The following is a 13,323-nucleotide window of genomic DNA, read 5'->3' as shown; positions in this document are numbered from 1 at the left end:
AGCCTCAGCCGACCGCCGCGACGATCTTCTGGGCGGCGTCGTCGAGGTCGTCGGCGGCCGTGATGGCCAGGCCCGACTCGTTCAGGATTTTCTTGCCCAGTTCGGCGTTGGTGCCTTCCAGACGCACGACCAGCGGCACCTTCAGACCGACTTCCTTCACCGCGGCGACGACGCCCTCGGCGATCACGTCGCACTTCATGATGCCGCCGAAGATGTTGACCAGGATGCCCTGGACGTTCGGGTCGGCGGTGATGATCTTGAAGGCCGCAGCGACCTTCTCCTTGCCGGCGCCGCCGCCGACGTCGCAGAAGTTGGCCGGTTCCTTGCCGTACAGCTTGATGATGTCCATCGTCGCCATGGCCAGGCCCGCGCCGTTGACCATGCAGCCGATGTTGCCGTCCAGCGAGACATAGGCGAGGTCCCACTTGGAGGCTTCGATTTCCTTGGCGTCTTCCTCGGTCTCGTCGCGCAGGGCCTTGATGTCGTCGTGACGGAACAGGGCGTTGCCGTCGAAGCTGACCTTGGCGTCCAGGACGCGCAGATGGCCGTCCTTCATGACGATGAGCGGGTTCACCTCCAGCATGTCCATGTCCTTCTCGACGAAGGCCTTGTACAGCGCCGGGAACAGGGACTTGGCGTCTTCGGCGGCGGCGCCGGTCAGGCCGTAGGCGGCGCTGATGGCGGCGACGTCGGCGTCGGTCACGCCCGCGTTCGGGTCGATGACGATGTTCTGGATCTTCTCGGGCGTGTCGTGGGCGACGGTTTCGATGTCCATGCCGCCTTCGGTCGAGACGACGAAGGCGATGCGGCCATAGGCGCGATCGACCAGCAGCGAGAGATAAAGCTCACGATCGATGTCGGCGCCGTCTTCGATATAGAGGCGGTTGACCTGTTTGCCGGCGTCGCCCGTCTGGGCGGTGACCAGGGTGTTGCCCAGCATTTCCCTGGCGTGGGAGACGGCCTCTTCGACCGAGAAGGCCAGGCGAACGCCGCCCTTGGCCTCGGCCGGCAGTTCCTTGAACTTGCCCTTGCCGCGTCCACCGGCGTGGATCTGCGACTTCACGACATAGAGCGGGCCGGGCAGGGATTTTGCGGCCGCCTCGACCTGATCGACCGACGTCACCGCGACGCCTTCGGCGACGGGGGCGCCGAAACCTTTGAGGACCTGCTTGGCCTGATATTCGTGAATGTTCATGGGGGACCACCGCAACCGCTGCTTGGAGAGTTGCGGGGCTTATAGGACTGTCTTCTGCATTGCGCTACCGGCCTTCGGCCTACTTTAGGCGCACGCCCTTCGCAGGTGCGAGCGTCCACAGCCCCCCTTTAGTCGACCCAGTCCCGCTTCAGCGTGCGCGAGGCCCCGATCAGCAGGATCGCCGCCAGCACATAGAAGCCCATGCCGGTATAGATGGCCCACCGCAGGCTCTCCTCGCCGAAGCGCGGCGCCAACAGGTCGCTCATCCAGCCGAAATAGTAGAAGCCAACCGCGATCCCGAGCAGATTGTTCAGCAGCAGGAACAGGGCCGAAGCCGTCGAACGCATCGCCGCCGGGACCAGATGCTGGACCGCCGCCGTGATCGGACCCAGCCAGGCCAGGTTCAGTCCGGTCGGCAACAGGAAGATCAGGAAGGCCAGGGTCAGCTGCTGCACATGGCTGCCGCCGCCGGGCAGGACCAGGCCGATCAGCCAGGGCGAGTTCATCGCCAGGATGAAACAGGGCGCCGAGATCAGAAAGGCGATGGCGGGCGTCAGCGGATAGGCGCCCTTGCCCTTCTTCGACAGCTTGTCGGCGATCATGCCGCCCAGCCAGATGCCGAGGATGCCGCCGATCAGGGCGATGCCGGAATAGTAGATGCTGGTCTGGCGCAGGGTCAGGTCGAAGCTGCGCATGAAGAACAGGGGCAGCCAGCCGGCGACGCCATAGCCGCACACCGAGGACGAGGCCGCGCCCAGGCCCAGCAGCCAGAAGCTGGGCTTGCGGATCACCACCGAGGCCGTGCGACGCGCGATCATCAGCGATATGCCGATGACCACCGCCAGCAGGCCGCCAAAGGCCAGCACCAGCGGATTGCCCAGCGACGTGCCCATCAGCCAGCTCAAGGCCCCGAGGATCAGCAGACCGATCCCCAGCCCCAGCATGATCTGGGCGGCGATCTTGCCCGCCCGGTCCGTGCCGACGGGGGCGGCGGCCAAGGCCGCGACCTGGGCCTCGGTCTTGACCGCATCGGTCCCTCCCCGCCTGGGATCCTTCACCGTCAGCCGCAGCAGCGGCGCGACCAGCACGCCCAGCAGGCCCACGACGATGAAGGCCGTGCGCCAGCCGTAGGTCGCCGCCAGCAGGCCGCCGACCAGGGTGCCCGCCGCCATGCCCAGCGGAATGCCGAAGGCGAAGGCGGCCATGGCGCGCGCCCGCTGATGCGGCGGGAAATAGTCGGCGATCAGCGAATAGGCCGGAGCCACCCCGCCCGCCTCGCCGATGCCCACGCCCATCCGACACAGGAACAACTGTCCGAACGAGCCCGCCATTCCGCACAAGGCGGTGAAGCCCGACCAGACCGTCAGGGCGCCGGTCATGATCCAGACCCGGCTGTAGCGGTCCGCCAGCCAGGCCAGGGGAATGGCCAATGTCGAATAGACCGAGGCGAAGGCGATGCCGCCCAACAGGCCGAACTGGCTGTCGGACATGCCGAACTCTTCCTTCAGCGGCGCGGCCAGGATGCCGATGATCTGGCGATCCAGGAAGTTCAGCATGTAGATCAGGATCAGGACCGCCAGCACATAGTAGCGGTAGCCAGGCCGTTCCGGCCGCACCTTGTCCTGGGCCGTCAGCGTGTCCGTCGTCATCGGCGTTTCCCTCGGCGTCTTTTTTATTCGTTGAGGCGAGCCTAGCCGCAACTGTGCTCACTGCAAACAAAAGGGGCGGCGGCCCGGAGACCGCCGCCCCTCGTCGTCAGGCGTATCTGATCGGGATCAGAACTTCAGACCCAAGGTGGCCGTGACCGTGCGCGGCGGGCCGTAGAAGCCGATGATCGAGTCGCCGGTCAGGGCGCCGGGGAAGGTGTAGCCGCCCACCTTGTAGCGTTCGTCGCCCAGGTTCTTGCCGTGGACGCCGAAGGTCAGGCGGTCGTCGGACGAGGTCCAGACGATGCTGGCGTCATACATCCAGTAGGCGCCCTGATCGAGTAGAGGCGCCGCCGTCTCGAACTGCTGATAGGCGCCGCGATAGGCGACCGACGGGATGAAGGCGATCGACGAGCCGTTCTCCATGAACCAGTTGTAGGTGGCGCCGATCGAGCCGGTCCATTCGGGGGTGTTCTGGAAGTCGCGCTGCGACGACACATCGACGAAGCAGCCGACCGCCGTGGGGCAGGTCGTGTTCAGCGGGCCGGTCGGAATATAGGCCAGGAACTGGTCGAACTGGGCGTCGATATAGCTGAGCGAGGCGTTGATCGTCAGGGCGCTGGTCGCGCGCAGACGGCCCTCGAACTCCCAGCCGCGGATCGACGACGACCCGACATTGTCCACCACCGAAGCGATGGTCGTACCGGCCGGATACTGGGTCGTGATCTGCTGGTCTTCGTAGCTGGAATCGAAGATCGCCGTGGCGAACGTCAGGCGACGATCCAGCAGCGAGCCCTTCAGCCCGATCTCGTAGGTCTCGACGGTCTCGGGCGCATAGCCGTTGACGGTGGCGGGATACAGGACCGCATCGCCGCGCATATCGAATCCGCCCGACTTGAAGCCCTCGCCCCATGAGGCATAGGCCGTCAGATCCGGGCCGAACTTGTAGTTGACCGAGACGCGCGGGGTGAACTTCTCGAACTCGCGGGTGCGGGTGTAGTTGGTGCGCGGGGCGCCCAGCGGCACGGCGGCGTTGTTGCCGAAATAGGGGCTGCGGATGCCCAGATACTGCTGACGGAAGACCGTGCCTTCCTTCTCGTCCTTGGTGAAGCGGCCGCCTACCGAGACCGACAGGGCGTCGGTCACGTCGTAGCTGAAGTCGGCGAAGGCGGCGTAGCTCTTGGTGGCCACCGAACCCGAGGTCAGGGTGGTCAGATTGGCCAGGCCCACGACGGTGTCGAAGGCGCCCGAGGCGTTGGCGTCCATGTAGAAGACGCCGGCGACGCCGTTCAGACGGCCCGCGCTGACCAGAACCTGGAACTCCTGGCTGAACTGGTCGTCGTCATAGGCGGCGGGGATGTCGAGGATCGGCCCGGGCAGGTTGTCGAAGTCGATGTTGCCGCGCGTGAAGCCGTCGCGATAGGCGGTGATCGACTTGAAGGTCAGCAGGTCGCTCATCTCCCATTCGCCGGTCAACGACACGCCGCGCGTCTGGACGCGGTTCTTGTCGCCGGCGCCGGCGTTGGTGTCATAGGGATCGGCCGGCGAAGGGGCGAACTCGCGGTGGCCATGGCGGGCGTTGGAATCGTCGTTCACCAGATCGCCGGCCAGACGGAAGAACAGGCTGTCCGTCGGGGTCCATTCCGCACTGGCGCGGAAGGCGGTGACGTCCTTGTTGTAGTGTTCGTTTCCAGTGTTCAGGTTCTTGCCGTAGCCGTCGCGCAGATAGCGGGCCAGGGCGGCCGAGACCTTGAATTCGTCGCTGAACGGCAGTTGGGCGCTGGCGATCACGTCGCGCTGGTTATAGCTGCCGTAGGAGGCGCGGATGCGGCCTTCGGGCTCGTCGGCGTCGATGCGGCTCGTGACGTATTTGATCGCGCCGCCGATGGTGTTGCGGCCGTACAGGGTGCCTTGCGGTCCGCGCAGAACCTCGACCCGCTCCACGTCGAAGATGTCCAGAACGGCGGCCTGCGGACGGGCCACATAGACGTCGTCGATATACAGACCCACGCCGGGATCGAAGCCCCACAGCGGATCCTGCTGGCCCACGCCGCGGATGAAGCTGATCAGGGTCGAGTTCGAACCGCGCGCCGCATTCAGCGTCAGGCTGGGCGTCGAGCGCGCCAGTTCGGTGATGTCCAGGGCGCCGCGCGCCTCAAGCTGTTCGCCGCTGACGGCGGTGACGGCGACCGGCACGTCCTGCAGGCTTTCCGCACGACGACGCGCGGTGACGACGATGTCGTCGACGGTCGCTGCATCCTGATTGTTGGCCGCCTGAGCAGCGGCCTCCGCGTCCTGGGCGACCGAAGCCCCCGCAAGCACGCCCCACGCCGCGCCGGCCAGCAGCGCGCACTTCACATGACGGTTCATGATCCTAGACCCCTTGTTGTCGTTTCCAGCCCGTTGACGCTTTTATTCAGCGTTCAATGATTTTCGTGAACCTACCCGGTTTCGCCCGGCTGTCAAACGCTGTGCTGACGCAGCGTCACATCAGGCGTCCAGCGTGGCGCCGTTGCACCGGCCCCGTTGCGCCGGGGTTGGGTCGCGCCTAAGCCTTGCCGCATGAGCAAGCCGGACGCCGCCCTCCCGACACCCCGCCCCGTCGCCGCCGCGCGTCGCAAGGCGGCGGGCGCTGCGCCGGCCCGTCGGGGCCGTCCGCCCAAGGCCCAGGCCAAGGCGGCGGGCGAGACCCGCGAGCTGATCCTGGACGCCGCCGAGGACCTGTTCTCCAAACACGGCTTCTATGGCGTGACCATCCGCGAGGTGGCGCGCGAGGCGGGCGTGGATACCGCCCTGGTCCACTATTATTTCGGAGCCAAGCGCGACCTGTTCGACGCCGTCTTCCTGCGTCGCGCGGCGGTGTGGAACGACGAACGGGTCGCGGCCATCGATCGCTATGCCGAGACGGCGGGCGAGGCCATGACGCTGGAAGGGCTGCTTGAGGCCTTCCTGCGGCCGCCGTTCGAATGGTCTCTGAAGGGCGGGCCGGGCTGGAAACACTATGCCGCCCTGGTGGCCCAGACCAACGCCAACCCCAGTTTCGGCGGCGAGACCATGGCCCGCTATTTCGACCCGGCGATCCACCGGTTGATCGAACTGATCGCGAAGGTGTTGCCCGACGCCAGCGAGGTCGATCTGTACTGGGGCTATCACAATCTGTCGGGCGCCCTGACCCTGACGCTGGGCGAGACGGGACGGCTGGACCGGCTGTCGAACGGGCTGGCCCGGTCGGGCGACCTGGAGACGGCCGGCGACTACATGGTCCGGTTCGCCGCCGCCGGCTTCCGCGCCGTGGTCGGGATGTCGCCGCGCCAGCCTTAACCGAAGAAGATCGCCCACATCAGCCGGCCGGGCAGGAAGGTGAAGGCGCCGACGACGATCAGCCCGCCCACGAACATCCCCGTCATGGCGCGCCGGTGGTCGGCGATGCGGTGACGCCGCGCGGCATGGACCGCCATCGGCAGGGCGATCACCGTCCAGCCGCTGAGCAGGTGGATCATGGAGAACCCGCCCGAACCGCCCGGATTGAGCCGGTGGATGAAGAAGGAGCTGACCGCCGTCGTCGCCATGGCCAGCACCCAAGTCCAGCCCAGCGTCCGGTGCAGCCGGTTTCCCTTCACCCCGATCAGCAGGACGACGCCGATCGCCAGGGCCGTCAGGGCGGCGGCGACGTGGATCTGGATCGCCGGCGGCGAAGTCAGCAGCAGCCGCCAGTCGGGGACGTGCGGCGTGAATCCCATCCGCGCCAGCCGCCCATCATCGACCGCCAGATAGACGACAAGAGGGACGATCAGCAGAGCGAGGGCCAGGACGGACGGCAAGTGGCGAGACAGGCGAGGCATTGAGTTTCTCCGTTTCCCCGCTTCTGCCGCAGCGCCCCGACGGCGGCATCCGAGCTTTCGCCAACGGCGACCCCGGCTTCGTCAACGCCCACCTGTCTTCCGCCCGAAAGAAAATCATGGTCTCAAGGCGCGATCTTCCGATGCTGAAAGCCGCCATGACACCCCTTGCCGCCGACCGCCGCCGCACCTTCCTGCGCGGCCTGATCGTCGCCGTTCTGGGCGGCGTCTTCCTGGCGACGACCGGGGCGTTCGGGACGGCGGGCGCAGCGTTCGGGCCACGGCTGGCCTATTGGGTCGTGGTCATGGTGCTGGGCGGCCTGTGGGGTCACCTCTGCGGCGCTTGGGTGAGCCGGTATCTGGACGTGGACGAGAGGCCGTGGCGGACCATCGCGGCGATGGTGGTGGTGATCACCGGGCCGCTGTGCGTCATCGTCTGGGCGGCGACGGGCCTGTTCTTCGCCCAGAGGCTTTATCCGCTGGGCGTCCTGCCCCAGCTGGTCGTGCCGGTCGTGGTGGTGACGGCGGCGGTGACGACGCTGAACGTCTTCCTGGGGCGCGCCCGGCCGGTCCAGACCCATGCGACGCCGCCCGAGACCGCGGCCCGGCCCGTGCGGTTTCTAGACCGCCTGCCGATGAAGCTGAGGGGCGCTGCGATCCGGGCGGTGCAGGCCGAGGACCATTATCTGCGCATTCATACTGACCGGGGGTCGGACCTGATCCTGATGCGGCTGTCGGATGCCGTCGAGGAGCTGGAAGGGCTGGAAGGCGCCCAGACTCATCGCAGCTGGTGGGTGGCGCGCGACGCGGTGCGCGGGGTCGAGCGCGGCGACGGCCGGGCGACCCTGACGCTGGACGGCGGCCTGTCGGCGCCGGTCAGCCGTCGCTACGCCCGGATGCTGCGCGACGCCGAATGGTGGTGAGGCTCTCTTTGAGCGCATGATTCACGCTTCGGAGGGGCCGCGTTGCGCCCCGATCCGAAACGATCATGCGCTAGGGCGCCGGCTTGGCCGTCAGCATCGACGCCGGGGCCGCGCAGCCGGTCAGGGTGTCGTCGCCGATCTCGACCTTGGACGTCAGCGGATAGGTGCGGTCGCTCATGCCGTCCGAGCATTCGGTGGCGATCAGGACGACGTTCAGGGCCTGGTTCAGATCGGTGGAGCTGGCGAAGGTGGCGACCGTGCCCTGAACCGTCGCGCCGCGATTGGGCGCGCGCTGGGCCGGCTGATCGACACGGGTATAGATCAGGGCGTCGGGCGTGATCTCCACGCCCCAGAAGGGTTCAGTGCCCAGCGCCCGCACCGGCTTGCCCAGATCCACGCCGCCCAGGGTCGCGGCGGCCTGCGGCTCGGGCGCGGACTGCGGCTTGGCGTCGTTGCGGTCGTAACAGGCCGTCAGCGAAAGAGCCGCGACGGCGGCGAGCAGAATGGGGCGCATGACGGTCTCCTCTGTCGGGGCGGAGGTGAGGTCGAGGACGGTCTCGGTCAAGGGGCGGGGCTGCGTTATGCTGGCCCCATGTCGATTCGCCCAAGCGCCTACGAGTTCTTCGCCGGGGGCGGTCTGGCGGGGCTGGGCCTGTCGGCCGCAGGCATAGACACCGTCTTCGCCAATGACATGGACGCGGCCAAGGCGCGGGCCTTCGTCGCCAATCATCCGCATACGCCGTTTCGACAGGGGGACGTCTGGGGCCTGACGCTGGACGACCTGCCGGGACGGCCGGACATGGCCTGGGCCTCGTCGCCCTGTCAGGACGTCAGCCTGGCCGGGGCGCGGGGCGGGCTGGAGGCGGGGCGATCCGGCGCCTTCTGGGGCTTTTGGCGGCTGATGCAGGGACTGATGGCCGAGGGGCGCGGCCCGCGCGTGATCGTGCTGGAGAATGTAATCGGCCTGCTGACTTCAGGTCAGGGACGGGACTTCGCGGCCGTGTGCACGGCCATGGCCGAGGCGGGATACACGGTTGGGGCGCTGGAGATGGACGCCGCCCATTGGTTGCCCCAGTCGCGGCCGCGACTGTTCGTGGTCGCTATTCGAGACAGTGCACCGCGCGCGCAGGGACCGGTCGCACCCTTCCATTCGACGCGCCTGATCGCCGCCCACGCTCGCCTGCCCGAGGCGGTGAAGGCGGCTTGGGCCTGGTGGTCCCTGCCTGCGCCGCCGCAACGCAATCTGGACCTGGCCGCCGTGCTGGAGCCGGACGACGCCGTGAACTGGCTGGAGGATGCGGACGCCATCCTGGCCCTGGCCGGGCCGCTTCACCGCGCGCGGATCGCGGCGGCCGTGGCCTCGGGCCGGCGCTGCGTCGGGGCCGCCTATCGTCGGGTGCGGACCGAAGACGGCGAGAAGGTCCAGCGGCTGGAGATTCGGTTCGACGGCCTGGCCGGATGTCTGAGGACGCCGGCGGGTGGGTCGTCGCGGCAGTATGTGGTTGTGTGCGATCAGGGCCGGGCGCGGGTGCGGCGACTGACGGGGCGCGAGGCGGCGCGGCTGATGGGCGTCGCCGAGGACTATCGCCTGCCGTCCAGCGAGAGCGCGGCGCTGAAGCTGATGGGCGATGCGGTCGCGGTGCCGGTCGTCAGGGCGCTGGCGGAGGGGCTCTTGCTGCCTGCGCTGCTGGATCGGCGCGCGGCGGCCTGATCAGGCGAGGCTAAACCAAGCGGACGCCGTTGGTCGCCGCATCCGCCACAGGCCCTCGGGACAAGCCGAGGGCCGACGGTCTTTTAGCTTAGCGCTGGACCCACTGGCCCTGGGCGTTGCGGTACCACTGGCCCGAGGAGATGCGGGGCAGGAGCTGGGATTCGAACATCCTGGCGCCGGCGACATCGGCCGAGGTGCCGGCGTCGGTCGCGCTGCGGGCGTAGGCGGCGCGGCGGCCGGCGTTGGTGGCGTCGACGGCGGCGCGCAGGCCGGCGTCCGAGGTCGGAGTGCGGAAGCCCAGGTAGCCGTCGGCCTGTTCGCCGACGACGCCGGCGGCCTTGGCCTGGTCGATCTGGGCCTTTTGAGCGCCGGTCTGGGCGATGGCGGCCCCGGCGACACCCATGGCGGCGACGGCGGCGCCGATGACGAAGAGTTTGCGGAAGGTCATGTCAGCCTGTCCCTTTCAGAAGAGAAGCGGGAGATCAGAAGAGATTGGGGTTTTGCTGGAGCAGCGTCTGCAGCTCCTGGTCCAGGCGGACGCGCACGTCCGCGTCCAGCTTGGCGTATATCTGGATCGGCGCGACCTCAAGACGGATAGTCGGGGCGCAGGCCGCGAGGGCGACGACGACCGCTCCGAAGCCGAGGCCGGCCAGTTGGCGCTTGTTGATCATGACGTGGGCTCCGGTTCGGCCGAGAATGATGGCTCTAATAGCACGTCGCCAAGTGAACGCGCGCTGAATGGTGAAGTTCAATCGGCGGGCGCCAGCGTCGTGGTCGGTTCAGGGTCTTGCTGACCCTGGCGGGCGCGATTGACCGCCAGCAGGTCCGAGATCAGCTGGTTGGCGTTCAGGGTCGTGTCCAGCGTCAGGTCGATCTGGGTGTTCGACGGCAGGGGCAGTTTGCGGTTCAGGAACTCGCGGCTGATCAGCTCGGCGATCGTCAGGCGCAGCTCCTGGCGCTGGGGCGGATCGTGGCGGCCGCGAATGTGGAACAGCACCGAGACCCGGCCGCCGTCCAGACTGTTCACATCGGCGCTGAGCACGTCGAAGGACAGGTCCTCCATCGCCTGATAGGCCAGATCCTCGACCATGCCGGAGGGCAGTTCCTCGCCGCCGCCGCCCGCATTGACGTCGGTCAGGACCTCGCGCTTGATCGACAGACGGCCCGGCTGGACCGCGCCCAGGGTCCCGGCGGTGATCCGCAGGCCCGTCTTGGGATCCATGATGAAGGGCAGACGGCCCGAGACCACGGCGTCCAGCGTGACCTTGTCGTCGAAGCCGGTGTCGGCGACGATATCGCCCAGCTGCACCCGGTCCAGCACGATGACGCCGCTGTAGGGCTGGGTCGCGTCCAGCGGGACGGTGAAGGGCTCGACCGAGACGGTTCCGCCGCCGGCGGCGACCTGGGCGCCGTCGATCAGGACGCCGGCTTCGTTGACCGAGAAGGTCACGTCCAGGGCCGTGACCGCTGTGCCGACCGCCAGGCTGTCGGCCGTCAGCTTCTGGTTCGGGGCGGTGATCAGGGGCGTCAGGCTGCTGAAGACCACGTCGCCGCGCAGGCCCTTGACCGCACCGGCCGGGCTGACGAAATCCAGGCCCGGCGTGACCAGCCGCCCGCTGGAGGTCGGCTCGGCCTCCTTGGTCCAGTCGAACCGGCCGTCGAAGCTGACGGAGCCATTCACCGGCGACGCGAGGAAGTCAGCGGCCAGGGGGCTGAGCATCGCCGGCTGAAGGCCGTTCTCGGCGAAGGTCACATTGGGGGCCGCAATGACGATGCCGCCCGAACCCGTGCGGCCGTCGTGCGCCAGGGTCAGGCGGCCCAGCGTATGCGCCGCCGCCTCGCCCGTGCCCTTCAGGTCGAAGGCGCCGGTCCAACGTTCATTGGCCAGGGTCGCGGAGCCGGTCGCGGCCAGGGGTTCGAACCTTGCGGGGGTCAGGGCGTCGATGGCGCGGGCGGCCGTGACGTTCGCCGTCAGGCCGACGCCCGCCTTGGTCCCATCGACCGTGACTCGACCCGAGGCGTCGGCGAACCGCATGCCCAGGAAAGGCGCCTGGGCCGAGACCTGATCGAAGGCGCCGACGACACGCCAGACGCCGTCCTTCGATGTCAGCAAGGGACCGCCGGCGGGGCACAGTTTGCCGGCGACCTGATGCACGTCGTTCTCGTCCAGCTCCAGCCGCTCGACCGTCAGGTCCACGCAGTCCGGGGTCGCATAGGTCAGCCGCCCGTCGGCCATGGCCAGGACGCCGCGCGTCCTGGCGTCGATGCCGCGCGCCAGGTCGAAATCGAGACGGGCTCGGCCGTCCAGGGTCGCCTCGAAACCGGTTTCGGTCAGCCGCCAGTTCGGCACGGCGACAGTTATTTCCGGCAGGCCCTTGCCGCGCGTCGCGGTGACGCTCAGCGCGCCGCCGCCCGGTCGTCCCGGCTCGGCCTGATAGGCGCCCTCCCCGGCCTGGGCCACCGTCAGGACGCCGCTGTTGGCCGGGGTCAGGGTCACGGGACGAGGCAGGACGACCGTCGTGCCTGCCGTGCCGGTCGCGAACCGGATCGCGGGGGCGTTCAGGGCGAAACTGCCCAGCGCCCGCTTCATCTCGGCCAGCTCGGCGATGTCGTCGGGACCGACCGGGCCGAACAGGGGCCAGGCGCCGTCGGCGGCGCGCAGCGCCCCGTCGGCGCCGATCTGGATCACCCCGTCGCTGACGACATCCAGGTTCAGGTCGGCGCGTCCGCGCTTCAGCGCCAAGTCGCCGAAGCCGAACCGGTCGAAGGTCGCGCTGACCGGGCCGGTCGCCTCGAAGGCCGAGTCCTTGCCGCCGAAGCTCAGGGCGCGCGAGATCAGCGACAGGCGGCCGATGGTCGTCTGGCCCATCCGACCCGAAGCCGCCGCCAGGGACAGAGGGCCGTTCACGCTCCAGCGCAGGGCGTCGTCGCGCGACACCGTCAGCTTGGCCTTCGTCGCCGTCGCCGCGACATCGGCGATGTTAAGGCCCGCGCCCTGGACCGCAGCCGCCTCCAATGCGGACGTCGCCGCGCCTTCGAGGCGGAAGGTCTCGATCCAGCCGGAGACGACGCCGTCGAACTGGGCCGTGACATCGGCGTTGCGGGCGCCGACGGTTTCGGTCCCCAGGCGTGCGCCGGTCAGGCGCGCGTCCAGAACCACCCGGCCGTCGCCGCGTCGGGTCTTCAGATCGGGATAGGGCAGGTCGCCGGCCAGGGTCAGATTGGCCCCCTGCCCTCGCGCTGCGGGGGTCGTGAAGGCGTCTGCCGCCGCCAGCAGCCGCAGCGCCACCCGGTCGCCCGTGGTCGTCAGGTCCAGCGTCGCGGACAGGCCCCGCGCCTCGACCTCGCCGCTCTTCAGCGCCGCTGTCGGCAGGCGCGCCGCCAGCCGCATCAGCTTGCCGTCGTCGATGCGGGCGTCGGCCAGGATCTCGACCGGCCCATATTCGGTGTCCAGCCGCCCGCGACCGCCCTCGACGATGACCAGAGGACTGCGTTGGTCCGGGCGCGGCGGTCCGCCGGTGAACTCCTTGACCAGCGGGTCCAGCGACCCGAGCGACAGCTTGCCGCCCTTCCAGCTGGTCCGCACAACGGGCCGAACCAGGCGGATGCGGCTGGGCGTGACGCCCAGGCCGGTCCTGGACCACGGCAGGGCGACGGCGTAATCGACCTCGGCCCGCTCGACCACGACGTCGGGATTGTTGGGATCGCCGATGCGGATGCGGCCGACGAAGCCGTCGATCTCGACGCGCTCGACCTCGACATCGGCCTGGATGCCGCGCTGATCCAGCCAGCCCACCAGCACGTCGCGCGCCACCGCCCGACGGTTGAGATAAAGCAGCGCCGCCGCCACGCCGAGTAGCAGCACCAGGATCAGGACGCCGACAGCGACGACGCGCAGGACGCGGCGACGCGGCTTGTCGGCCTTGGGCGGCCGGGACAGGGATGTGGCGGGGGGGTCGGTCAAGCGGGTCGATCGCGGGATTGAAACAGGTCGCCGATCACCTTCGCC

11 protein-coding genes are annotated in these 13,323 nt (G+C 68.7%); 3 read left to right on the top strand and 8 right to left on the bottom strand.

Annotated elements, in window-relative coordinates; genetic code table 11:
* Positions 1–4 precede the first annotated feature (4 nt).
* The 3 genes from sucC to EGY25_RS07745 all read right to left on the bottom strand — a co-directional run bounded on the left by sucC (position 5) and on the right by EGY25_RS07745 (position 5,211).
* A complete protein-coding gene (gene sucC / locus EGY25_RS07755; protein WP_135194434.1) occupies positions 5–1,195 on the bottom strand; it encodes an ADP-forming succinate--CoA ligase subunit beta in 1,191 nt (396 codons plus the stop codon).
* Positions 1,196–1,323: 128 nt separating this feature from the next.
* Positions 1,324–2,844: a spinster family MFS transporter gene (locus tag EGY25_RS07750; RefSeq protein WP_135194433.1), complete on the bottom strand. Its 1,521-nt coding sequence runs from the start codon at positions 2,842–2,844 to the stop codon at positions 1,324–1,326.
* A gap of 126 nt (positions 2,845–2,970) precedes the next feature.
* On the bottom strand, positions 2,971–5,211 hold the full coding sequence (locus tag EGY25_RS07745) for a TonB-dependent receptor (RefSeq protein WP_135194432.1): 2,241 nt from the start codon (positions 5,209–5,211) through the stop codon (positions 2,971–2,973).
* A 192-nt stretch (positions 5,212–5,403) separates the two neighbouring features.
* Between EGY25_RS07745 and EGY25_RS07740 the strand changes: the two genes are divergently transcribed.
* On the top strand, positions 5,404–6,162 hold the full coding sequence (locus EGY25_RS07740) for a TetR/AcrR family transcriptional regulator (RefSeq protein ID WP_135194431.1): 759 nt from the start codon (positions 5,404–5,406) through the stop codon (positions 6,160–6,162).
* On the opposite strand, the gene EGY25_RS07735 is transcribed toward EGY25_RS07740, so the two are convergent.
* A complete protein-coding gene (locus tag EGY25_RS07735) occupies positions 6,159–6,683 on the bottom strand; it encodes a DUF2306 domain-containing protein (RefSeq protein WP_135194430.1) in 525 nt (174 codons plus the stop codon). The genes EGY25_RS07740 and EGY25_RS07735 overlap by 4 nt on opposite strands.
* Positions 6,684–6,838: 155 nt before the next feature.
* On the opposite strand from EGY25_RS07735, the gene EGY25_RS07730 reads away from it, so the two are divergent.
* A complete protein-coding gene (locus tag EGY25_RS07730) occupies positions 6,839–7,603 on the top strand; it encodes a LytTR family DNA-binding domain-containing protein (RefSeq protein WP_209308016.1) in 765 nt (254 codons plus the stop codon).
* Between the two features lie 70 nt (positions 7,604–7,673).
* Here EGY25_RS07730 and EGY25_RS07725 read toward each other — a convergent pair whose 3' ends face one another.
* Positions 7,674–8,117, bottom strand: coding sequence for a COG3650 family protein (locus tag EGY25_RS07725; RefSeq protein ID WP_135194429.1), 444 nt, complete (start codon positions 8,115–8,117; stop codon positions 7,674–7,676).
* A 78-nt stretch (positions 8,118–8,195) separates the two neighbouring features.
* On the opposite strand from EGY25_RS07725, the gene EGY25_RS07720 reads away from it, so the two are divergent.
* Positions 8,196–9,314 carry a DNA cytosine methyltransferase gene (locus EGY25_RS07720; RefSeq protein ID WP_135194428.1) on the top strand — a complete coding sequence of 373 codons (1,119 nt, stop codon included), beginning with the start codon at positions 8,196–8,198 and terminating at the stop codon, positions 9,312–9,314.
* A gap of 88 nt (positions 9,315–9,402) precedes the next feature.
* Here EGY25_RS07720 and EGY25_RS07715 read toward each other — a convergent pair whose 3' ends face one another.
* The 3 genes from EGY25_RS07715 to EGY25_RS07705 form a co-directional block, all read right to left on the bottom strand.
* Entirely contained in the window at positions 9,403–9,762 is a 360-nt protein-coding gene (locus EGY25_RS07715) for a YdbL family protein (RefSeq protein WP_135194427.1), read from the bottom strand.
* Between the two features lie 34 nt (positions 9,763–9,796).
* On the bottom strand, positions 9,797–9,985 hold the full coding sequence (locus tag EGY25_RS07710; protein WP_135194426.1) for a YnbE family lipoprotein: 189 nt from the start codon (positions 9,983–9,985) through the stop codon (positions 9,797–9,799).
* A gap of 77 nt (positions 9,986–10,062) precedes the next feature.
* The gene (locus EGY25_RS07705) at positions 10,063–13,278 is read right to left on the bottom strand and encodes an intermembrane phospholipid transport protein YdbH family protein (RefSeq protein WP_245159392.1); all 3,216 of its coding nucleotides are present in this window, start codon (positions 13,276–13,278) and stop codon (positions 10,063–10,065) included.
* Between the last annotated feature and the right edge of the window lie 45 nt (positions 13,279–13,323).

Source organism: Brevundimonas intermedia (genome assembly GCF_004614235.1).
GTDB lineage: Bacteria > Pseudomonadota > Alphaproteobacteria > Caulobacterales > Caulobacteraceae > Brevundimonas > Brevundimonas intermedia_A.
Note: the sequence above shows the minus strand (reverse complement) of the source record. Positions and strands in the feature narration are given on the sequence as shown.